Raw genomic sequence first — 21,363 nt, forward strand, 5'->3', positions numbered from 1 at the left:
ATATCTGTATATTCGGTGCTTCTCTGAATATAGTCTCGACTACAAGAGAGTGGACAGAATCAGGACGGACTTCTCTTATAGGTTTTTCTTTTCCTTGCGAGGAAAAGCTGGCTCTTCACGATTCCCGCAATGGATTTCCAGAATGGACCCGTGTTTTCATCATCAAGGAGCTGCTTCGCATAGGTAATTACCGCTATCCATAGAAGGGAGAGAAAGAAGGCCATTAAAGTATACTTTACCACCATTTTTCCTCGCTTGGGGAAAGATCTTAGAGCGGTTGGAACGGCGGGTACCAGAACTTCTATCGTGGGGCTGTCCTTTGCTTCCTCAAGCTTAAGGGATTCGAGTTCCTGCCGCAGCATCATATAAATCGCCCGCCTGGTTTCCAGGTTTATAGTTATGTTCTCGTACTCCTTCAGCATGGAAGGCATACTCTCAAATCCCGGGAAGTAACTGAGACTATCACCGGCAGCTTTATTCATCATGCTGCTTCTGAGAAAAGCTACCTTCCTGGCAATCTCCGAATAGGCTGAACTTGATGATGACATTATGCCGCTGATACCGGCAAGATCAGCTTCAGCAAGAAGCAGCTGCGTTTCAAGGGTCCCCAGCAAATCCAGGGATTGAATGCCCTGCTGTTCGGGAAACAGCAGCCCGGTTTCCTCCCTGAACTGCTCCATTCTGTTCTGTGCTATGAGAAGGGATTCCTCGGCTACCTCAAGAAACTCTTCGGCGGCCAGTCTGCTTCTCCTGGCTCTGCTGGTGATTATTGTTGAGAGTTCGATGTTGGAAAACTCTATGATATCGTTCACCAGAGCTGCGGCTTTTTCTCTGCTGTCAGCCTCCATTGATATCACGAAGAAACCTTCGGGAGTAAGGACAACGGAGGCTCTCTTCCCGAATTGCAGCAAGGCATCGTCCATTGTGGCGACTTTAAATCCCGGTAGAAGATGGTGCTTGAATATCACCTGTTCAAATACCGTTCTGGAGGTGAGAACCTGGAAAACGAGGTTCATATCCAACGCAGCTGACCCACCGCCCATACCGATCATGCTTCCGATTCCAGAACCAGCCAGCTGATCAGATAAAAGATCGCCGGCAAGTCCGCCGATTCCAGCAAGACCTGCGGATGACTGCTGGCCACCGGGAACAGCAGCAACCGCAGAGGCAGCCCAGTATTGCTTTCTGGTCAGCGCCCATACCGAGGCAGCGATTGCAACCACAAAACAGAGTACCGCGATTTTGCGAATGTTCAACACAACGGAACGAATCCATTTACCGGTAAAGGAATCATCTATGTTCTTTTTCATGACTGCATTCTAGTTATTGATTGCATAAATTGTTATACCAATTGAAATTGTCGACGTTAACAGTGAAATCATCGCCGCATTTCTGTTGAACCAGTTGTATTTGACATTCACAATATCTCCGGGCAGAAGGTGAGCGTGTTCAACGTTTCCTTCAAACTCGGTTTCCCGACCGTTCCTATAAACTGCAATACTGTTGCTGGCTGTACTCAAACGACCGCCTGCCGTAACAATATAATCCATAACCGTGCTTTCAGGATTGTAGGGTACAGATCCGGGAATACTGATCGCGCCTCCAACTACGATTGAGTCTCTGAATGAAACAAGCAAAATAGTGTCTCCGGGAGCAAGCTCTATATCGGTAAAACCCGCTTCCTGATTCCACACAGGAATGGGAGTTTCATCCCTGACTATTTTGCTGCAGAGGAGGTTAATATTGCCCGACACCCCACCGATTCTGATCATCAGGGATTCGAAATCCTCCCCTGTCTGCAGTTCACGGGTTTGCAGCGCATTATCAGTACTTAAAATGTAGACAGGGTCTTCGCAAATATCAATGATAATACCGGCGTTGTTGGTTAGAAACGGATCAGAAACGTAAGATACGCTTCCGGGGCGGATATTCAGATCCACATCAAGCGTATCTCCGTCATCCGTAAAAAGTTTTCCGGTGCGGGCCCCGAAAGATGATATCCCCCCTGCACTTAAAACAGCGTCAGATACTCTGCCCAGTGCCGTTAGTACAAATGTACCCGGTTGATTCACCATACCACCGACGTTGACCCTCAACGCCCTGGGCTCAGAAAGGGAAAGCACGACTTGAATTGAGGGGAAGTAATCCGATGCCTTTCTCTGAAGAAACTGTTGAGCTTCATCAATTGTCAGTCCGTTCACACTGACAGCTCCGATTCCCGACACTGATAGATAACCGTCTCCCCCTATGGTACATTCTATCCAGGGTAAAACACCCGCACTCAATAAAATCTGGCTGGACCCGCCTTCAACCACAACAGTCACAATGTCTCCTGGGCCAAGTACGTAAGTACTCCTGTCCGCCAGTTCAAGAACGGACGATTCCGGATTCTGAATTTCCTGTGATGAAAACGGGAGAGAGATACTTCCCAGAATTATCATCAATATCAGCATAACGCACCTGTTTCCACTGAAAGACTGCCAATTGAATAAATACCGGTCACTGCAATACCCTCAGTTTTTCTTTGAAATACTCGATGGTTATTTCCATACCTTCCTCCAAGCCAACAGTTGGCTTCCACCCCAGTTTCTCCATGGCCAGAGAAATATTCGGTTTTCTTACTTTCGGATCATCCTCGGGCAATTCCCTGTGGATTATAGAGCTTCGCGAATCAATTTTTCCAAGTACGAATTCCGAGAAATCCGAAATCGTCATTTCATCGGGGTTACCGATGTTGACCGGACCTGAAAAATCCGACTCCATTAAACGCACAAGACCATCCACCGTATCCGAAACATAACAGAAACTCCGTGTCTGGTTACCATCGCCGAAAATCGTAAGGTTCCTGTCGGAAAGTGCCTGTGAAATAAAAGCGGGAACTACCCTTCCGTCGTTCGCTCTCATTCTTGGGCCGTACGTATTGAAAATGCGGGCAATTTTCGTGTTCAAACCGTGATACCTTCGGTATGCGAAGGTAATGGCTTCAGCAAATCTTTTTGCTTCATCGTAAACACCCCTGGGGCCAACCGGGTTCACGTTGCCCCAGTAATCCTCTGGCTGGGGATGAACAAGAGGGTCTCCGTATATCTCGCTTGTCGACGCAAGAACGAAACCGGCTTCCTTTGCAAGTGCCAGTCCAAGGGTTTTATGGGTACCCAGTGAACCAACTTTCAGGGTCTGGATAGGGAAAGCGAGATAATCCGCGGGGCTTGCCGGAGAAGCGAGATGGAAGATGAAATCAAGTCTTCCGTGTAAAAAAATGTAGTTCGTTACATCATGATGGATGAAGGAAAAATCTTCCCTGCCGGCCAAATGCGCAATATTGTCTGTTGTTCCGGTAAGCAGATTGTCCATAGCCAGGACTTCGTGCCCATCCGTAAGAAGCCTTTCACAAAGATGGCTACCGATAAAACCAGCGCCACCGGTTACAAGAATTCTCATGCATTCTCCCTGGAGTTGTTTAATCTTTCTGTATACATGGACCGGTAATACTCTCTGAATTCACCGGACTTTATACTCTGCCACCATGCGCGGTTTTCAATATACCAGGCCACGGTCTTTCTGATACCTTCATCAAAATCTGTTTCAGCCTTCCAGCCAATCTCACGTTCGATAAGATCCACATTCAGCGCGTACCGCCTGTCATGACCGGGACGATCTTCAATATATCTTACAAGGCCTCTGTCGGCACCGGTCTCCTCCAGAATGGAAGAGGTAACCTCCCTGTTTGTGTGTTCCTGCCCGGCACCAATATTGTATATCCTGCCCGGCTCAGATTTCTCAATAACCTCGAGCAGCGCATTGCAGTGGTCATCGACGAACAACCAGTCCCTTCTGTTAAGGCCGTCTCCGTAAACAGGAAGAAATTCGCCGTTCATAGCATTGGTTACGAACAGCGGGATCAGCTTCTCAGGATACTGGAAGGGTCCGTAATTGTTGGAAGCTCTGGTTACGGTTACCGGAACACCGTACGTGGTCCAGTAACTCATCGCCAGAAGCTCACCTCCTGCCTTGGATGCGGCGTACGGGCTTCTGGGAGCAAGCTGGTCAGTCTCAATGGATCTGCCGTTTTCCACACTCCCGTACACCTCATCTGTTGAAATCTGCAGGAAGAGATGTCTGTCTTCTCTTCGGAAGACTTCAAGAAGAACTCTTACTCCTTCTATATCAGTTCTGACGAATGAGGCGGAATCATCAATGGATCTGTCAACATGGGTTTCCGCGGCAAAATTAACCACCACGTCGCACCCTTCCATCGCACTTAAGACTGCCTTTTCATTGCAGATGTCTCCACGGATAAATTCGAACCGGGGATCGCTTTCGAGGTCTTTCAGATTTTCTCTTCTGCCTGCGTAAGTCAGTTTATCAAGAACGGTTACTTCCCAGTCAGGCCTGGTGCCAAGTGCCAATCTGGTGAAGTTGCTCCCTATAAAGCCGGCTCCACCCGTAACCAGTAATTTCATACGGTTTGTCCCTTTCGAAGGTTTCTTGCCATGATTCCCGCCTGCAGCAGGCCTTCAATACTGCACCCTGAATCTGCCCACCATCCATCAATTATATCAGCATGGAGCTTATTTTCCTTCAAATACGCATTGTTGATATCGGTAACCTCAAGTTCACCCCTTGCGGATGGTTCAAGACTGTCGATAATCTCAAAAGCGAAATTATCGAACATATAAACACCTATCACCGCGTAACTGCTTCTTGGTTTCCCGGGTTTTTCCTCGATCGAGATAACTCTTGTACCTTCCAGCTCCGCGACTCCGTAATCACTGGGATTGTCAACTCTTTTAAGAAGAATTCGCGCGCCGTCTTTCTGGTTTTCAAAGGCAGCTACTTTTTCAGCAAGAGAATCTTCGAGAATGTTGTCACCCAGGATCACAACGAATTTATCCTCTCCCACAAAGGTTCTTGTAAGGCCTATTGCTTCGGCAATTCCCCCCTCATTTACCTGATAGGCGTAGTTAAGTGTATTCAGGCCGAATTCGGATCCATCCCCCAGCAGTCTAAGAAAATCACCGGCGCTGTTTCCTCCTGTAACCAGCATAACATCCTTTATCCCGGCTTCAGCGAGTTTCTGCAGAGGATAGAAGATCATCGGTTGATCGTAAACCGGCAGGAGGTGTTTATTTGTTATACTTGTCAAAGGGCGAAGCCGCGTACCAAGCCCGCCGGCCAGCACTACACCTTTCATACATGACCCTCTTCCAATTTCATCGTACAATGGCCAGTTTCAGGAATCTGTCGTTCCCGCTCTGTGTTATCCGGACTATATAGGTCCCGGATGCCACAGGATTTCCATTCAGACCGTACCCGTCCCACGAGAATGTATCTCTATGCTGTGACAGAGACTCATAAATAAGTCCTCCCGTCAGGTCAAACAGACGGATATCGAATGCTTCGTTCGACAGTCCGGCTAAACCAAGAACCTGTCCATCTCCGGGTATAAACGGATTTGGATAAACTGCGGCAGTTTCAAGAATGCCGTTCATTCCCTGTTCAAGAGTGAGTTTCCACAAACCGTGATCTGTTACAATGTAAAGAAGTCCATTATCAAAATCGCAGGCTATATTTCGCACATTAAGTGATTGAAGTGATGAATTCAGTGTGTTGTACTCTTCAACGGATCCATCGGGATAGATTCTGAAAAGCCCTTCCGAAACCCCTCCCCAGAGATCTGAAGTCCCCGCCCAGAGGCAGGATAAATTATCAAAACAAAGCACATTTATATTGCCGGATACGTCTTCCACATCATTGAAAGTATCTTCTCCTGCTTTCATAACAACGAGACCGTTAATTGTTCCCACGTAGAGATCTTCGTTTCTTGAAAGAGCTATTGATTGCACATCCTCGGATGGTAATCCCTGTGAGGGGCCTGCAGAATACAGAACCTCGCCTGTTAGTATATTCCCTTTAACCAGTCCCAGTTTAGTTCCCATCCAAGCTATGGAAGATGAGAATGTCGATGCAACATCCCGTACATAGCCTGATGGAAGTCCGTTAAATGGCTCGAAGGTCTTCCAGGACGCAGTTTCCTCCTGGCCGGGTGTCCAGGAGAGTCTTACTACACCGCTGGGTTCGAATTCCGATTGCCAGTATGGTTCCTGAGCAAACCACACCTCTCCGGATGATGAAATCGCTACGTTTTTGATCTGATTATTCAAAAGACCGCTATTCTCAGTATTCCAGTTGATAAGAACATCATCATCCCTCTGAGGTGTTCCCTTCCAGTCAAGCCAGGTGACTCCGAAATGCCAGGGAGCGATGAATACACCTCCGGAATTGTCTGCCATGCAGGCGAACACCTGATCCGGTCTCGGAAGTTCATCCATGAATTCAACCCATCCGTGTTCACTGTAAACCGCAGCGCCTTTTATTTTGCTTGTCACCCATATATCGTTCCTCGAATCCACATCAACCGCATACAGGTCGTTGGATGGAGTTCCCTGCGGCCATGAAGAAATCCAGGAATTCATTGTTCCTATTCCCACACCGTTGCCGGAGGCTCTGTTCACTGCATAACTCGAGTGCTGCCCTATCATCAGACTGTCACCGGGAATCCAGCTGATTGCCTGGACCACCTGACCTCCAAGTCCGCCCGATCCGCTGGTCCAGTTCGAGCCGTCGAATATCGCGATACTGCCTTTATCCCCTACAGCAAGACGTCCGTTCGCCGATGCAAGAGACACGGGATAGCTGCCAGGATATGAATTGTTCTTCTGCCAGTCCTGCCCCGCCGCCATATAGTAAAGACCTTCCGTTGAAGCAGCCCATACAGTATCGGCTTCCACGATGATATCCTGCACTATAAGATCTGAGACGGAAGGAAACTCCAGCCAGGAATCGGATTGCCCGGGATGCTGGCCAGCCCGAAGCATAACAAGGCCGCTGGAAGTTCCGACGAAGAGTCCGGAATCAACGCTGGCAATACAATTGACAATATCTGACGGTAATCCTCCTCCAGTTGTGAATTCAGTCCAGACCTCGAAATACCCAAGTTTCTTGCTGCATAGCCCCGATGTCGTGCCGACCCATACCGTCGTATCGGGAAGAATACAGTTGATCTCAAGTGAAATCGGCAACCCCTCAAGCTGCCCGTAATGTTGAAAGCCTCCTGAAGCCAGGCTTACATCAATACCGCCTCCGTACGTTCCTATCCAGAGATTTTCGAAGGAATCCATTGCCAGACATCTTGCATCGCTGTGTGAAAGGTTCCCCGGACAGACCCAGGTTGAATCCCAGACGATACCGCCGGATTCAATTGAGCCGAAAATAACACCGCCGGTTGTAGCACCTGTAACCAGAGATTCCTCGACAAGAATATCACTGACTCCGCCAAAATGCGTATAGTGGTTCCATTCGGATTCGGAGATTCTACCTGTCAGAATCACACTGCATATCATCAGCAAAGTCATATCCTCGCCTCCCACCATGAGAATAGTTTTTTCAGCCCGCTTAATCTATCGACTTCGGGTTTCCAGCCGAGCAGGGATCGAAGTCTCGAAGGATCACCAACCTGGAATTCGACATCTGCCGGTCTGAACAGGTCTTTATCAACTTCGAGTTCGGCATCCAGACCGGATATCCCGATAAGCATTCGTACCATGTCACCGATACTGTCACCGTTCCCTGTACAAATATTGTAAATACTCCCCGAATGTCCTCTGCTTAGAATATACCGGTAGGCTCTTGCGACATCGGTTACATACAGATAGTCCCTTACCGGGTTCAGGTTTCCGACACGGATCACGTTGTTCCCGTTCCGCCTGGAATCAATAATCCTTTTACAGAACGATGGAAACGCGAAATCCTCGGACTGTCCCGGACCAAAATGAGGAAATGCGCGGGTAATAACGATGTCCAGCTCGTAATTCCGCGCAAACTGCAAAGCCGCTATCTCCGCGGCCGCTTTGGTCGTTCCGTACGGATTCTTAGGGCCGATTTCACTGTTTTCAGTAATAAGGTCGTCAGTTGATTTGTACACTTCCGCTGAGCTTGCCAGAAGCATCCTTGCCCGGGGGCATTTTGAAACCATGTACTCGAGAACCGATACGGTTCCCATCAGATTGATCTCGTAAGCCTTATGGATTTCCTTCAAGGATTTCGAAACGGAACTCATGGCCGCAAGATGTATTATGTACCTTACTTCTCCGAGCTCTTCAGGCGGTGGCGCCGGGAGTTTCCAACCGATTTTCCTGACCCCTTCGGGAGCTTGAAAGTCATCGGTTATGTCAACAGCGATATCGTTCTCTCCCATTCCGAGTTCGTTCATGAGATGGTAACCTACGAAACCTGCCGCACCGGTTACGAGAACAGGTCCGGGTTCCAGGTTTGCATTTCTGCGATTGTCTATATCTGCCATTGTTCAATTCCTCCGACCAAGATACCGGATCTCCTCTTTGAGCAGAATGCCGCTCTTTTCAAAAACCACTTCACGCACGGTGTCAATAAGTTCCGCTATATCAGCGGATGTTGCGTCTCCGGTATTTATAATAAAATTCGCGTGTTTTTCTGAAACCATGGCGCCACCTGCCGTTTTTCCCTTCAGTCCGGCATCCTCTATCAGTTTTCCGGGGGGAATCCCTTCTTCAGGTTTTTTAAACACGCTTCCTGCATTGGGGTGCTGAAGGGGAAACTTCTTCCTGCGCAGATCCAGGATTCTCTTTCCTTCGGAGCGAAGAACACCGGGATCATCGACCCCAAGCAGCATCTCTACCCCTGTAATAACAGTCTTCTCGTCCTGAAATCTGCTGAATCTGTATCCGAAACAGCATTCATCCCGGTCTATAATATTCTCTGAACCCCTGAAATCCAATACTGATACACTTTTCAGACAATCCGATATTGAATTTCCGTAAGCCCCGGCATTCATGAATACCGCCCCGCCAACTGTCCCGGGAATACCTATGGCGAATTCCAGCCCCGCAGCTCCTCTGCTGCAGGCAGCCCCGGACAACGATGGCAGGTGAACACCTCCACCGCTTTTGAGAACCCAACCGCTTTCCAGTGGACGCCATCTGATCTTCGACATATCCCCAAAAAGCCTGATTATCACTTCACCGCAGCCTGCGTCCGAAGCCAATACATTCGACCCCTGACCGAGAATGAACCATGAGATTCCTTCTTTGAACGTAAGAGCCAGGAGATCGGCAAGCATTCCGGTAGAGGTGACAGTCACAGAAACCGCGGGGCCTCCGGTCCGCCAGGTAGTCAGTTCACTCAGCTGCATTATCTCGACGTCTGACGGAAAATACTCACTGAGTAATCGATAGGTTGATTCTATACTATTCAAAATCCCTGCCTGACAATCCCAGCAAACATCCGCCAACCGAGAGGTAAGTGAAAAGAAAAGAAGGCTTCCCAACTATTTCCATCCACCTCAGTACGCATCTGTATACCGGTCGAAGGAGAGCAAGTTTTACCAATATTCTCATTGCTATGGTCGCCGGATTTGCAGGTCTTGAAAACACAGGTTTAATCCAGTTGGTCCCCTGAAGACCTTCCGCTTCCGGTATTTTCTCAAGAATATACCCAATCCCGTATTTCCCGTACTCGACCATTTTCGCCGAATGCTCCCGAATGGTAACATCAATCCCAAGATGATACACCCTTAAATCAGGATCCCAGTAAAAGGATACTCCTTTCCTGGCCAGTCTGAATCCGATTTCAGTATCTTCTCCGCCCCAGTGATCTATGGCGATATCAAACCCTCCAGTCGATTCAAGAAGAGACAGTGGAAGACTGATGTTGCCGGTAACAAAATACCGGGGAGGGAACCTTCCCGCACTGCGGTTGCCCATGCCTCTTGTATCGAACCATTTCTGCCATGGAGTTGCTCTTTCGTGCCAGGCATCCACTCTGGCGCCCATGATCACGTCTCCACATCCCATGCGGTGTAACTCAAGATGCTTTCTGATGATATCCGGTGGAAACCTGATATCAGCATCCGAAAGAAATGAGATTGGAGCGCTTGACTCCATCCATCCGCGATTTCGGGCTTCTGACCTTTTACCACTGCTTTCAAGCCTGACCACAATGACATCAACAGTTCCGGGAAAATTCAGGTTGAAATCATCCTTCACTGGAATCCTGCTGCCATCGTCAACGATTATCAGTTCCCAGTGTATGCCCCCTGTATCCTGTTTTCGAAGGCTTTCAAGACATGCCCGGAAGTTATCACCGCCATCCCTTATCGGAATCTGAAGTGATATTTCAGGTTTCATCGGAATCGCCGCCTTCCAGCCGTGTTCCCATGAGTCTGAGGAAAGCAATCGCTGAAACCGTGATAAGCGTGGAAACAATAATGATAATGGCTCTCCAGCCGGGTCCCAGAGTTGCCAGGGGGCCAAACGCGATTGGGGGTATCACTGTCAGTACAACCACAAAGAAGCTGATTGGGAATATCTTTCGTCCAAGCCAGAAAAGGCTGAGAGCCATGAACAGGTTCGTTCCCAATGTCGCAAAGGCTGCTCCCAGAGCTCCAGCCACTGGAATCAAACGGAAGTTGAACCCTATGTTAAGCATGGCTCCGAACAGGGTCATACCGGCGATAAATTTAGTCTGCCCTGTAAGCAGACACCCCGTCTGGGAGACGAGGAACAACCCGTAAAGCGCTACAGCACCTGCAAGGGTAGGCAGAACTCTGGCGGCTGGAAGGAAGTTCCCCCCTCCTGCCAGAGGAACGATCCAGGCTGAAGACATGGCCAGTATCAGTGAACCCCAGTTGACAAGCAGCATGAAAAGCAACCCTGCTCTTCCCAGCTCGGCAAGCGTGCCTCCGGTTCTCTTTTTCCGGAAGATAAACCGCTTCCATGCCATGTTGAAACCCAGAATCATCGGCATGAGAACAAGACAGGCTCTACTGGCCCATTCGTAATAACCGCTTTCAGCCATATCGGGATAAATACTTCTGAGCATGAACATGTCGGCCGAAGAAAGAACTATCATGGAAAGTGTTGCCGGAATGAGGGGAAGACTGAATCCGAGTATTTCCTTCGTGAGTCCTTCCTCTCCCTTCCGCTGTTTCGAATCAGCGGTTTTTCTCCACATCATTACCACTGCGATGAAGGCTATCAGGAAGGAAGGCGCCCACCTCGCGGTCATGAACGACGGAATAGCATCCATGGTTGATGAAAGAAGCAGCAGAATCAGAAGTCCCAGAGCCATAAACCCTCTGATCACCTGAAGGATAAGATACCTTCCGGCAAGGCCTGCGGCTCTTGGCAGGGTAAGAGCGATCTGAACGTATGCTATACCAATTCCCAGAAGGATCGCATGAAAAAGGTAATCCGGATGCTGAAGATTCAGAAACGATTTCAGAAAGCCCTGCATGAACAGAATTGCCGCAATCATCAGCACAGATGGAACAAGTGGAAATGAAATTCCTTTTATAAGAACGCTCCTGTGCTGTGTTGTTCTTTGCCACGCTCTGATGAGCGCCGTCGGAAGGCCCAGAACCACAATGCCCGCAATGGCCTCCGCGATTATCCTCAATGTGCCCAGTTCTCCGGCAGCGTCAGCCGTGAGATATCGGGAGATGAAAGGCAGGAAAGCCACCTGAACCATTCCGCTGAAAATCATTGCCAGAGCATAAAAAACGGATTCCCGAGAAAGGTCTCTGTTATGCCCGGAAGTGGAATTATCAGTCATCAGGCTCTCCCTCCCATCCCAGATTCCGGTATATCCTGTGAATCTCCTCGGCAACAGACAGCCAGTGGTGTTTTGCACTGACCCAGGAAGGGCCGGCCAGCGCATGTTTTTCCCTGAGTTCGCTGTCAAGGATAAGTTCCCGAAGGTCACGCTTCAATGTATCGGGAGTAGTAAGAAAAAATGGATGGTCCGGCAGGAAATCCTGATAAGCCCCGGAGAGATTGGTCACTGTGGCGATACCCATGGAAAGGCTTTCCAGGGAATTTACGCCGTAACCCATATCCCCGCTTGCAACCTGATCTATCGCTATGTGACATGTAGCTTTCATTCTGAGAGCTTCAGCATTTGTCATATTTTCGATAAGCACAAGTTCTACCGGGATTTCCTTTGAGAGATCCTCAACGGCGCTTATTATCTCCTCGGTTCCTTTTACAGATCTTATCCTGGGCGCATGACATACACGTATCTTACCCGAGAGTGGTTCGGCATGGGGCACAGCGCTCTGATCAAATGGCAGAAATAAGTATTCGACTTCGGGATATCTCTGATAAAGGTCGAATTCACATGTAAGGTTGAGATCCGTCGCCTCCCACACGGGCCTGATGGCTCCCCTTACTCTCAGATCCAAACCATGGTAGTAGCATACGATCTTCTTTCCGGCCTTTTTCAGGGCAATTACATCCCTGCCGTCTCTGTAGAAGCTCATCCCCCCCTCAAGGTGGTATATGTCAAAATCCCATAATCCATAATTCTCAGCAGCCCTGTTGATGATAGGTGTCCAGAACATATCCCTGGACCTGAGCATAAGTTTTTCAACCAGGCTGGGACTCCAGAATACGCGCTCGGAAGTTCCGGTAAGCGGAATTTTCAGGCTGCCCGCTTTTACGAGTTTCTTGGTTCGTTTCAGCCAATCCATGGAACCGACAAAGGGAAGATTCAGGCATATATCCTCCTCGTAGAGGTTTACCGCCCTGTAAAAAGTAACGAGCCTGCTCTCGTGACCAAGCTCATTATGCCCACGAACAAATAGATCAATCGTTCCGGTATAGTTCTGAGGAGAAAGATGGAGGATTTTCATGACAACGTTTTCCCCGCGAAGCTTTTTTTCCCAAGTAAATGAATTCCGGCTGCGGCGAGCATCGCGGCAGCTGCGAACTGGGCAAGGATTCCTGTCCACACGGGAATACCGATGGACGTTGCCATCGCCGCTCCGAAGAGGTCCGGAGTCCCCTCCGCGAAATTACTGAAAGCTGAAACAAGGGGAGATGAGGGATAGGTCCAGAGTACTGCATTCCGCGTAGCTTCTCCGAAAAGATCCGCGCTGGATGCCTGTTCAAGAAGGCTCGGATTGCTCCAGAAAGCGGGAATGCATACGACAATTCCAAGTATGGCGATTATCCGGAACGGTTTCCCTCCGGCATCCTTTCTGGTTAGCGGCAGCAGAAGAAACGGCAGCGTGGTGAAAAGGAAGCGGGGCCCCCATCCGGTACCGCCTGACCAGTCATGAAGCATACCATGAAAAACGAGAGAAAGAGCAAACGGGGTCCACAGCTTCCAGTCCTTCTGAAAAAACAGGGCAAAGACACAAAGAGGAGCGTAATACAGAAGCCCCTTGCCAGGGCTGAGAAGAAGCCCGGGTATACCGCCTTTGAATGGTTCGATAGCAATCGCGGGATCCTGTCCATGGCCGTCAAGGAACGGGCTTCCAAACCTGTACAAGTTCAAAAACAACATAAGAAATACAAATGGAGCGAGTCCCAGGGCCAGTTTTTTCATTCCCTTCCAATCGCTCCAGAACAGGGGGAGCAGAAGAAGGCTGTCAGTTCTCACAAGAATGGCAAGTCCGAGACAGAGACCCGCCGCGAACATTCTGCCTTGAAGTGAAAAATAGAAGCCAGCCATTCCGGCAGCGGCAGCAGCGGTAACATCGAAAGTCATTTTTCCGTAGACGAGAACCATTCCACATATAGCAATGGCTATGAATCGAGGAATAGAAACATCCGAGTACTTTTTCAGGGCGGAAGCGTACCAGAATCCAACCAGCGCAAGGCTGAAACCCGAGTTTATCAGGGCTGACGCGATTTTTCCTCCGTTCAGACCCATAAATTTACCCGCAAGTGCGGCAGGTATGAGGAGGATGGAGAATCCAGCCCCGTGGGGAACGAAAAGGCCGGGTCTTGTTCCCGTCACAGTCCAACCGTAATCCCCCGAAACCGTCATGAACGATCTCTGGCCAACGAAAGAGCCGGCAACTTCGTACTGAGCAAGAGCATCAGTTGTATACATCCTCCCGCCGAAAACAAATACAAGTAGCGATGCCCACAGGAAAATCACGGAATGAAGACGGGATTTCTGAACTTGCTCCACTAAACGCTTCCGTACATGGTATTTCTGAAAATGCCTCTTGCTGAAAAAGATTCCTTGAACCGGCAGAGGCCGTAATTGACCTCCATGTTCAGTGTGAATGTTCCCAGATCCATATAATGATATCCCATCTGTTTTGCCCATCTTATGACTTCCATGTATACAAGGTTCACCGGCCTGAGTACCTGGTGCTCCTGATCATGAGAAATGTAGAATGCAAGAGTTACCCTGGGATTGCAGTGGAACATCACCATTCCCGCAAGAACCTCTCCATCCAATGTGGCGATGAACTGCCTGATACGGTCTTTGCCAAGCAGGTTCCGGAGGTTTTCAAGCTCCTCAAGTGTATGGGTGGGTTTAACTCCATGACGCTGCTGGAGGTTGGATTCCAGCACATGGTAAAAGAGTGAGAAATCGGAGTTTTCCTCAACTTCAACGCCGCTCTTGACCGCTTTTCTGACACCTCTCAAAGCGGATGAACGAAAACCCAGCCTGAGTTCTTCTCCAAGCCTGCTGAGGTCAATTACGGCTGTCAGTTCCCTCTTCCTGTACTTGAATCCACGTTTTACAAGGGAGAATTCAAGGTAGTTGTTTGGTCTGCGGTAATAGATCATTGGTGGTGGTGTCATTTCAATCCCCCGGAATCCCTGAGATCTGCAGTACGATATGAGTTCGTCGATAATTCGTTCGATTTTACTCAGACCGAGCGAATCGTTGAAAACCGGACCACCGTAGGATGCCCCGGGGTAGGATCTGAACCATGTCCCATCCTCCCTTTCTGTCAGAGCACCGGGGATTACGGATACAATACCGTTTTTACTTTCAGAAATAAGGTGATGATTTCTGAATCTGCCTTCAGGATGATAGTCCAGAAAATCGGGTAGATGGAAAACGGTACCGTTGTTGGAACGTAGAATGAAATCTGTCCATCTTTTCCTTTCACCGGGTTCAATCTGTCTGATTGATATCATCGTACTACTGCAATCCTGCTTCTGATCGTATCACTGTCAGTCTCAACAATGACGATATACACACCACTGGCCAGCAGGGCTCCATCCAATGTTCCGTCCCAGGTCCATTCTTCCCAGCTGTCCGCCTGAACACTCCCCAGATACTCACCTGTCAGGGAAAAGAATTTAACTGAAACCGGTTCAGCGGTTCCCGACCAGACGATATGAAGTTCTTCCTCGGAAGGAAGGTAAGGTTGCGGGTAGAAAAGCAGATCCGGGCTTTCCATATGGTTCTGATGCGGGGAAATCGACCACAGGCCTATAAGCGATGAGAAGGAAATCGTTCCGTTTTCAGGATTGATTGAGCTGAATTCATTCTCCGTTCTGCTTGTAGGCATGTAGATTGAATTTGAACCGGTGAATTCAGTTACATCCGATCCGGCAACACTGTAAATCGCGTTCTCTGTCATGCACCAGATTACCCCGTCATTGCCCACCTGCATAGCTTTGACCGAACCGGCAATTCCTGTTACCTCAACAAATACGCTGCCGTTCCAGCGACATAGACCGTTTCCAGTCCCTGCAAAGATATCCCCGTCAGCATTTCCGGCAAAACAGAATACCTGGTTTGAGGGTAGTCCCCATGAGGCATCGTATACCTGACCGTATCCGGGATACCAGGTATCGGAGGATTTGTCCATGGGATCTCCTCCGTGAACAAGAAGCTGACAACCTCCTTCGGAAGCAAAAGCTATCCAGAGACTGTCCTGTCCGCAGGGATAAACCGTCTGAATGTTCTTGCTGGCAAGACCATCCTTTTCGGTTCTTGTAGTCCACTGGAGGTTTCCCTGTTCAGGCTCACCGGATACTGCTGTAATGCCGCTTGGTTCATCTGGCGTCTGCCAGTAAGCCTTCTGGGCAACAAGAAGGGCGCTGCCCTGCGATGCGAGCATTACCACCTGGTTATTAAGGAGAGGTGAAACAATCTGAACCACGTGCGTGGAAACGTCCGGAAGTGAGTCAGAAACGTAGGTTATTATAGTATCGTCCTCCATTGAATACGTTCCTCTGTCATCGATCCATGTAAGTCCCCAGTGATAACTTCCAGTCCATATCCCGGAACAGTCTGACTTGGCTGCCGTATAGGTTCTAAGCGAACGGGGCATATCAACAGTGAGCATATTGAATGCTCTCCACCCGCTGTCGGGATAATTTGCCAATAGACCTAAATGATGGCTGCCGATATATACCCTGTCTTCATCCAGAGCAATCTGATAGCAGTTTGAACAACCCATGCCGGGCACAGTAATGTTCTTCCAGGTTCCATTATCAAGGTAACCAAGCCCATTACCTGTATCTTTGCAGCTCTCATCCCAGGAACCGTAACCGCACCATATTCTGCCGGAGATTTCACTTAAACATGAAGCATAACTTGCCTCCGGGTATCCGGTTCCATAATACTCCCAGTTACCGTTATCGTACAGAATTATCTTTTTGCATCCTGCGATAAGACCATCCGCAGTAACAAGCAATCCGGTAACAACCGAATCAGCGCTGGATGAATAGTCCAGCAGACGCACCCATTTGTCTTCATCAATCCGTTGTGAAACACCTCCGGAACCATATCCGAAAACGGAATCGGCAGACGCTATGTAAATGTCGTCAATTCCAAGGTCTATTGTTGCATCTGAGTAACTTGTCCAGGATTGGGGATTGAAAACGCTGCCGCCGAGATCAACGGAGTATACCCCCCTGTCCGTCGCAAGGTACATCGTATTTCCGATTCCTGCAATATCAGTCACTTCGCTGGCGTTGAAAGCCCCGCCTGTAAGATCGGAATCTATAGGCAAAAAACCTTCGGAATTGCCACGGGCAAGTCCACCGTCGGTACCGGCCCATATGAACCCTCCGCCGCTGTAAACCGAATAAACGTATCCGAGACCAGGCACACCCTCGTAAGCTGAGAAGACCTGCCACGCATCTCCCTGCAGTAGAGCTAATCCACCGCCACCTGTAGCGACCCACATGAGAGAATCATCAATAATAAGGTCTGTAGCGGATATCCAGGGCAATTGATCAGGATACAAATAGCTACTCAGCCAGCCGTTTTGAGGATCGTAGTGTATTATCCCGCCTGCAGTAGCGCACCACACGGTTCCATCGTTATCAGGAACAATTGAGAAAATGTAGGATTGGGATGTTTCAAAACCCCAATTGCAGGCAGAGCTGCCGATCGTTATCAGTGTAAGATAAATTGCTATCATGTCAGTAGAAACCTCTCAAAACAGCCAGGGAAAACGAAGATGCCACACCATCCAGACAGCCTCCCATACGATGCTTTTGGTCATTTTTGAAGTGCCTGCATGCCTGTCAACGAATATTATCGGGACTTCCTTTATCGAGCAGCCAGAATTGAAAAGCTTGTAAGTAACTTCTATCTGAAACGAATAACCGTCAGATTTGACATCGTTAAGATCAAGCTTTTCAAGCGCTTCTCTTCTGAATGCCTTGAAACCGCCGGTCGCGTCTTCCATCGGCAGCCCCGTTATCAGTTTTGTATACTTGTTCGCGAACCAGGAAAGAAGAAGTCTCGACAGGGGCCAGTTCACTACGTTAACACCGCTGCAGTATCGGGAACCTATCGCGAGATCGTACTCTTCAAGAGCATTCATCAGTTCCACAACCTTTTCAGGTTTATGTGAAAAGTCAGCATCCATCTGAATGATCGGATCGAACTTGTCTCTTTCCATCGCCCACTGGAAACCGGCAATGTATGCCTGTCCAAGACCCGCCTTACCAGGGCGGCCGAGAAGGTGTACCCTGCGTGTTGATTCGAATTCCAGGACAGCGTCTCCCGTTCCATCGGGACTGTTATCATCAACCACCAGAATATCGGGTTTCACAGATAGATCAAGCAGAGCCGGGATAAGTCTGCTGATATTGTCAACTTCGTTGTAGGTGGGAACGATAATTAAAGGTGTTTTCAAGAGACCTCCACTTTCTATATTTGGTTTAATATAATTATTCATTACTGAAAATGAACAGTATATTCAATTCCGGCCGGATGGAGACCATGAAATTCAGAGCAAATATCATATTCATTCTAATCGCGCTGCTCTTTGCGCTTCCACCTCACATCCTCGCATGGAAAGCAATTCCATTACTCAGTTACAGTTCAAGCTCCGGCTTCCTCCTGGGAGGTATTGTCAATAATAACATGATATCCCCCTTCAAACCCTTTGGTTTCAGCGCCATGGCCTACTGTTACACCAACGGCAGCATTTCTGCCGAACCGAAAATTCTGTTTCCCGCAGGCGGAGGACTGGTCACCTTCGGCGCGAATTATTACGTTAAAAAGAAGGACAAATTCTTCGGCTGGGGCAACGGAGGTGATAACGAACTGTACGAATACTTCGATACCGAAATACAGGACATCTCAGGCTCCTATCATTTCAGCCCCATATCGGGTATTGTAATGACAGGAGGCCTCCTCTTCAGACATTCCACAGTATACAACAGATCCGATGATCTGTTTTGGAGGCAGTCACCGACGGATGGGTACGATTCACAATGGACGGCTGGTCCATTTGCCAGGGTAAACTGGTCTTTGCCGGTTTTACTGAACGGTTATATATCGGCTGGATATGATATGCAGACCGGACGCGAAATCGGATATTCGAGTGCACAATGCGCTCTGGCAGTGTTCACGCCGATAGGCAGCTCAACAACTCCGGCGTTCAGGATGAAGGTTGAAAAGCACTCCGGAACGGCTTCAACACCGTTTTCATTTCTACCCTCTCTTGGAGGCGGTTCAGGACTCCGGGGATACAATGACGGAAGATTCGGAGGGAACTGGTCTTTCCTGGGTAACCTGGAACTAAGACAGGAAATCGTCTCCCTCCAGATCGATGAAAACAACACGATGGATTTCTCCCTGGTTCTGTTCGGTGATGCCGGCCAGGTAACGGATCATCTGGATGATTTCGGGTGGAACAGATTTCACCTTGATGGAGGCGTGGGAGCAAGAATTTCTCTGCCGGGCGGCGGAACTCTCAGAGCAGATTTTGCCCTTTCTCCAGAGGGTCTCGGTATACAGATGGGGCTGGGAGAACTGTTCTGAACAACATCCTTGAAAGGCACCATAAATGAATCACGAATTTCTTAAGAAGCTTCCAAAAACAGACCTTCACATGCACCTTGACGGTTCTGTAAGAATATCAACCCTTATAGAGCTGGCCAGGGAATCAAAAATAGACCTGCCATCCTATACAGAACAGGGACTCAGAGAGACTGTTTTTAAAGAGCAGTACAAAGATCTGGACGAATATCTCACCGGTTTCGCGTATACCACCGCAGTCATGAAGACCAGAGAACAGCTTGAAAGAATCAGCTACGAAGTTGCCGTTGATAATCAACAGGAGGGTGTAAGGTACGTAGAAGTAAGATTCGCTCCCCAGCTTCACGCGTCTGATGAAATGGATATTGTAGGCTGCATACGTGCGGTTAACGACGGCCTCCTCCGCGCAAAGGTTGAATTCAATTCGCGCAGTGAAGTAAAAGACGGACTGGAACCTCCATTTCACTATGGGATCATCGCCTGCGCCATGCGATTCTTCACACCGGCATTTTCAGACTGGTACAGGAAGTTCTTTGAAATGCACCATTACACTCACAGGGAAAGGGTGTTTGCCCTGGCATCCCTGGAACTCGAGGCAGCGGTTGCCAGAGCAAGGTGGGAAGAGGAACTGCCGGTGGTCGGGATAGACCTTGCGGGCTCAGAAGCAGGATGGCCCGCACTGAATCACCTTGAAGCATTCAGTAGAGCCCAGAGGCATTTCCTCAAGAAGACCGTGCATGCGGGTGAGGCGTACGGACCCGAAAGTATTTACCAGGCAATTACTGATCTCTACGCTGACAGAATTGGCCACGGGCTCACTCTTCTCGATCCGGGTTCGGTGAAATCGAAGTACATACGCGATCCCGAAAAATACGTAGATGAACTGGCAGGTTATATCGCAGACCGTAGGATAACAGTTGAAGTCTGCCTTACTTCGAATCAGCAGACAAATCCCGCATTCAGAAACCTTTCCAACCATCCTTTCAGAAAAATGATGGATAGGAAATTGTCAGTAACCATATGTACCGATAACAGAACCATATCCAACACTACTGTCACAAAGGAATTGCACAAGGCGGTAAACGCCTTCGATCTCACAAAAAACAACCTTAAAAATATCCTGGTTTACGGTTTCAAGAGAAGCTTCTTCCCTGGAAGATACGATGAGAAGAGGCAATATGTGCGAAAGTGCATGGAATATTTCGAGAAGGTTGAAAAGGAATATTTCCAGAAGAAATCCAATCAATGAACAACATTTCCCTCTGGAAACTCGTAAGAAAAAAACTTGGTTCGAATACTCCGTGTGCAATGCTGCTTACAGTTGAAACAAGAGGAAGCGGCCCCGGCAGGCCCGGAGCGGCGATGGTGATTACGCCCGACGGTAAGACCAGAGGAACCGTAGGCGGCGGTATCATGGAACACCAGCTGGTCAACAGAGCTCGAAAGATGCTTGAGTCCGGCATCGGTTCTTCCGAAATTATCACTTACAATCATGCGAATGAGAACAGTGGCAGCAAAACGGATAAAGGGGGAATCCCTTCGGGAATGATCTGCTCCGGTTCTCAGATAACTGCAATTATTCCCCTTCAGCCCGGTATTCTTCTTGATACTGTAGACATGATAATCAGCATGCTCGAAACCGCAAGGACGGGTACGCTGTATCTTTCCAATACAGGTTTTACAGTATCAGACTCCCGGGAACAGGAATCACATGAGTTCGCGATGGCTGACGGGAATAACTGGGAATACTCCGGCCCTCTCGGCTTACTGGATACGGTTTTTATCATCGGAGGAGGCCATGTAGGCCGGGCACTTGCACACCTCCTTGAAGGACTTCCCTTTCAAACGGTGATAATCGATGAGCGGGAGCAGGATTCTTTCGAGAACGCTCCGCGTTGCAGATGGATTATATCTCCCTACGAAGAAGCTCACGATTGTATACCGGAAGGCAGCCACAGCTGGGCGGTCATTATGACTCCTTTTCACAAGGCCGACGCTGAAGTACTTGAAAGCCTGGCAGGTAAAAATCTGAAGTATGTAGGTATGATGGCAAGCGGCTCGAAGAAGGAAAATATCTATTCGGATCTTGTGCGGAAAGGGGTTCCCGAAGATTTTCTTAACAACGTACACTGCCCCGTAGGAATCCCCATAGGAAGCCGTACTCCCAACGAAATCGCCGTAAGCATCGCCGCCCAACTCCTCAGGGTCAGGTCTTGCATCCGGGCATTATTGTAAAATTAATTTGATATTTAATATATAAAATACTCTTATCCGAAAGATATG

Annotated in this window: 18 protein-coding genes; 3 read left to right on the forward strand and 15 right to left on the reverse strand. The window is 48.8% G+C overall.

The genetic code is table 11. The annotated features are described in order from the left end of the window. Positions 1-59: 59 nt before the first annotated feature. The 15 genes from K8S15_13960 to K8S15_14030 are packed head-to-tail and all read right to left on the reverse strand — an operon-like array spanning position 60 to position 17,950. Complete coding sequence (locus tag K8S15_13960; protein MCD4777138.1) at positions 60-1,310, reverse strand: hypothetical protein; 1,251 nt, start codon at positions 1,308-1,310, stop codon at positions 60-62. Positions 1,311-1,319: 9 nt separating this feature from the next. Then, a complete protein-coding gene (locus K8S15_13965) occupies positions 1,320-2,453 on the reverse strand; it encodes a polysaccharide biosynthesis/export family protein (protein MCD4777139.1) in 1,134 nt (377 codons plus the stop codon). Between the two features lie 46 nt (positions 2,454-2,499). After that, positions 2,500-3,441: an SDR family oxidoreductase gene (locus tag K8S15_13970; protein ID MCD4777140.1), complete on the reverse strand. Its 942-nt coding sequence runs from the start codon at positions 3,439-3,441 to the stop codon at positions 2,500-2,502. Further along, positions 3,438-4,463, reverse strand: coding sequence for a dTDP-glucose 4,6-dehydratase (rfbB, locus tag K8S15_13975; protein ID MCD4777141.1), 1,026 nt, complete (start codon positions 4,461-4,463; stop codon positions 3,438-3,440). Before rfbB ends, K8S15_13970 begins: the two co-directional genes overlap by 4 nt. Continuing rightward, entirely contained in the window at positions 4,460-5,194 is a 735-nt protein-coding gene (locus tag K8S15_13980; protein MCD4777142.1) for an NTP transferase domain-containing protein, read from the reverse strand. Before K8S15_13980 ends, rfbB begins: the two co-directional genes overlap by 4 nt. A gap of 19 nt (positions 5,195-5,213) precedes the next feature. Further along, positions 5,214-7,415, reverse strand: a complete 2,202-nt coding sequence (locus K8S15_13985; protein ID MCD4777143.1) for a T9SS type A sorting domain-containing protein — start codon at positions 7,413-7,415, stop codon at positions 5,214-5,216. Further along, complete coding sequence (locus K8S15_13990) at positions 7,412-8,362, reverse strand: GDP-mannose 4,6-dehydratase (GenBank protein ID MCD4777144.1); 951 nt, start codon at positions 8,360-8,362, stop codon at positions 7,412-7,414. The genes K8S15_13985 and K8S15_13990 overlap by 4 nt, the downstream gene beginning before the upstream one ends. A 3-nt stretch (positions 8,363-8,365) precedes the next feature. Next, the gene (murB, locus tag K8S15_13995; protein ID MCD4777145.1) at positions 8,366-9,292 is read right to left on the reverse strand and encodes a UDP-N-acetylmuramate dehydrogenase; all 927 of its coding nucleotides are present in this window, start codon (positions 9,290-9,292) and stop codon (positions 8,366-8,368) included. Then, the gene (locus tag K8S15_14000; protein ID MCD4777146.1) at positions 9,285-10,223 is read right to left on the reverse strand and encodes a glycosyltransferase; all 939 of its coding nucleotides are present in this window, start codon (positions 10,221-10,223) and stop codon (positions 9,285-9,287) included. The genes murB and K8S15_14000 overlap by 8 nt, the downstream gene beginning before the upstream one ends. Continuing rightward, positions 10,213-11,649, reverse strand: coding sequence for a polysaccharide biosynthesis C-terminal domain-containing protein (locus tag K8S15_14005; GenBank protein MCD4777147.1), 1,437 nt, complete (start codon positions 11,647-11,649; stop codon positions 10,213-10,215). The genes K8S15_14000 and K8S15_14005 overlap by 11 nt, the downstream gene beginning before the upstream one ends. Further along, positions 11,642-12,727 carry a hypothetical protein gene (locus K8S15_14010; GenBank protein MCD4777148.1) on the reverse strand — a complete coding sequence of 362 codons (1,086 nt, stop codon included), beginning with the start codon at positions 12,725-12,727 and terminating at the stop codon, positions 11,642-11,644. The genes K8S15_14005 and K8S15_14010 overlap by 8 nt, the downstream gene beginning before the upstream one ends. Next, entirely contained in the window at positions 12,724-14,016 is a 1,293-nt protein-coding gene (locus K8S15_14015; protein ID MCD4777149.1) for a hypothetical protein, read from the reverse strand. Before K8S15_14015 ends, K8S15_14010 begins: the two co-directional genes overlap by 4 nt. After that, positions 14,016-14,984 carry a GNAT family N-acetyltransferase gene (locus tag K8S15_14020; GenBank protein MCD4777150.1) on the reverse strand — a complete coding sequence of 323 codons (969 nt, stop codon included), beginning with the start codon at positions 14,982-14,984 and terminating at the stop codon, positions 14,016-14,018. The genes K8S15_14015 and K8S15_14020 overlap by 1 nt, the downstream gene beginning before the upstream one ends. After that, positions 14,981-17,227 carry a T9SS type A sorting domain-containing protein gene (locus K8S15_14025; protein ID MCD4777151.1) on the reverse strand — a complete coding sequence of 749 codons (2,247 nt, stop codon included), beginning with the start codon at positions 17,225-17,227 and terminating at the stop codon, positions 14,981-14,983. Before K8S15_14025 ends, K8S15_14020 begins: the two co-directional genes overlap by 4 nt. A gap of 15 nt (positions 17,228-17,242) precedes the next feature. Continuing rightward, complete coding sequence (locus K8S15_14030) at positions 17,243-17,950, reverse strand: polyprenol monophosphomannose synthase (GenBank protein MCD4777152.1); 708 nt, start codon at positions 17,948-17,950, stop codon at positions 17,243-17,245. A gap of 86 nt (positions 17,951-18,036) precedes the next feature. Between K8S15_14030 and K8S15_14035 the strand changes: the two genes are divergently transcribed. The 3 genes from K8S15_14035 to K8S15_14045 are packed head-to-tail and all read left to right on the forward strand — an operon-like array spanning position 18,037 to position 21,315. Next, entirely contained in the window at positions 18,037-19,083 is a 1,047-nt protein-coding gene (locus tag K8S15_14035; GenBank protein MCD4777153.1) for a hypothetical protein, read from the forward strand. A gap of 25 nt (positions 19,084-19,108) precedes the next feature. Further along, on the forward strand, positions 19,109-20,329 hold the full coding sequence (locus tag K8S15_14040; GenBank protein ID MCD4777154.1) for an adenosine deaminase family protein: 1,221 nt from the start codon (positions 19,109-19,111) through the stop codon (positions 20,327-20,329). Next, a complete protein-coding gene (locus K8S15_14045; GenBank protein MCD4777155.1) occupies positions 20,326-21,315 on the forward strand; it encodes an XdhC family protein in 990 nt (329 codons plus the stop codon). The genes K8S15_14040 and K8S15_14045 overlap by 4 nt, the downstream gene beginning before the upstream one ends. The last annotated feature ends 48 nt before the right edge of the window (positions 21,316-21,363 follow it).

The organism is Candidatus Aegiribacteria sp., assembly GCA_021108005.1.
Lineage (GTDB): Bacteria > Fermentibacterota > Fermentibacteria > Fermentibacterales > JCC-6 > Aegiribacteria.

What these genes read in the sequence shown, in the direction of transcription:
- K8S15_13980 (MCD4777142.1), bottom strand. Translation starts at nt 5,194, where the DNA reads ATGAAAGGTGTAGTGCTGGCCGGCGGGCTTGGTACGCGGCTTCGCCCT.
- K8S15_14040 (MCD4777154.1), top strand. Translation starts at nt 19,109, where the DNA reads ATGAATCACGAATTTCTTAAGAAGCTTCCAAAAACAGACCTTCACATG.
- K8S15_14045 (MCD4777155.1), top strand. Translation starts at nt 20,326, where the DNA reads ATGAACAACATTTCCCTCTGGAAACTCGTAAGAAAAAAACTTGGTTCG.
- K8S15_13970 (MCD4777140.1), bottom strand. Translation starts at nt 3,441, where the DNA reads ATGAGAATTCTTGTAACCGGTGGCGCTGGTTTTATCGGTAGCCATCTT.
- K8S15_14020 (MCD4777150.1), bottom strand. Translation starts at nt 14,984, where the DNA reads ATGATATCAATCAGACAGATTGAACCCGGTGAAAGGAAAAGATGGACA.
- K8S15_13960 (MCD4777138.1), bottom strand. Translation starts at nt 1,310, where the DNA reads ATGAAAAAGAACATAGATGATTCCTTTACCGGTAAATGGATTCGTTCC.
- K8S15_14035 (MCD4777153.1), top strand. Translation starts at nt 18,037, where the DNA reads ATGAAATTCAGAGCAAATATCATATTCATTCTAATCGCGCTGCTCTTT.
- K8S15_14025 (MCD4777151.1), bottom strand. Translation starts at nt 17,227, where the DNA reads ATGATAGCAATTTATCTTACACTGATAACGATCGGCAGCTCTGCCTGC.
- K8S15_13985 (MCD4777143.1), bottom strand. Translation starts at nt 7,415, where the DNA reads ATGACTTTGCTGATGATATGCAGTGTGATTCTGACAGGTAGAATCTCC.
- K8S15_14005 (MCD4777147.1), bottom strand. Translation starts at nt 11,649, where the DNA reads ATGACTGATAATTCCACTTCCGGGCATAACAGAGACCTTTCTCGGGAA.
- rfbB (MCD4777141.1), bottom strand. Translation starts at nt 4,463, where the DNA reads ATGAAATTACTGGTTACGGGTGGAGCCGGCTTTATAGGGAGCAACTTC.
- K8S15_13965 (MCD4777139.1), bottom strand. Translation starts at nt 2,453, where the DNA reads ATGCTGATATTGATGATAATTCTGGGAAGTATCTCTCTCCCGTTTTCA.
- K8S15_14010 (MCD4777148.1), bottom strand. Translation starts at nt 12,727, where the DNA reads ATGAAAATCCTCCATCTTTCTCCTCAGAACTATACCGGAACGATTGAT.
- K8S15_14000 (MCD4777146.1), bottom strand. Translation starts at nt 10,223, where the DNA reads ATGAAACCTGAAATATCACTTCAGATTCCGATAAGGGATGGCGGTGAT.
- K8S15_13990 (MCD4777144.1), bottom strand. Translation starts at nt 8,362, where the DNA reads ATGGCAGATATAGACAATCGCAGAAATGCAAACCTGGAACCCGGACCT.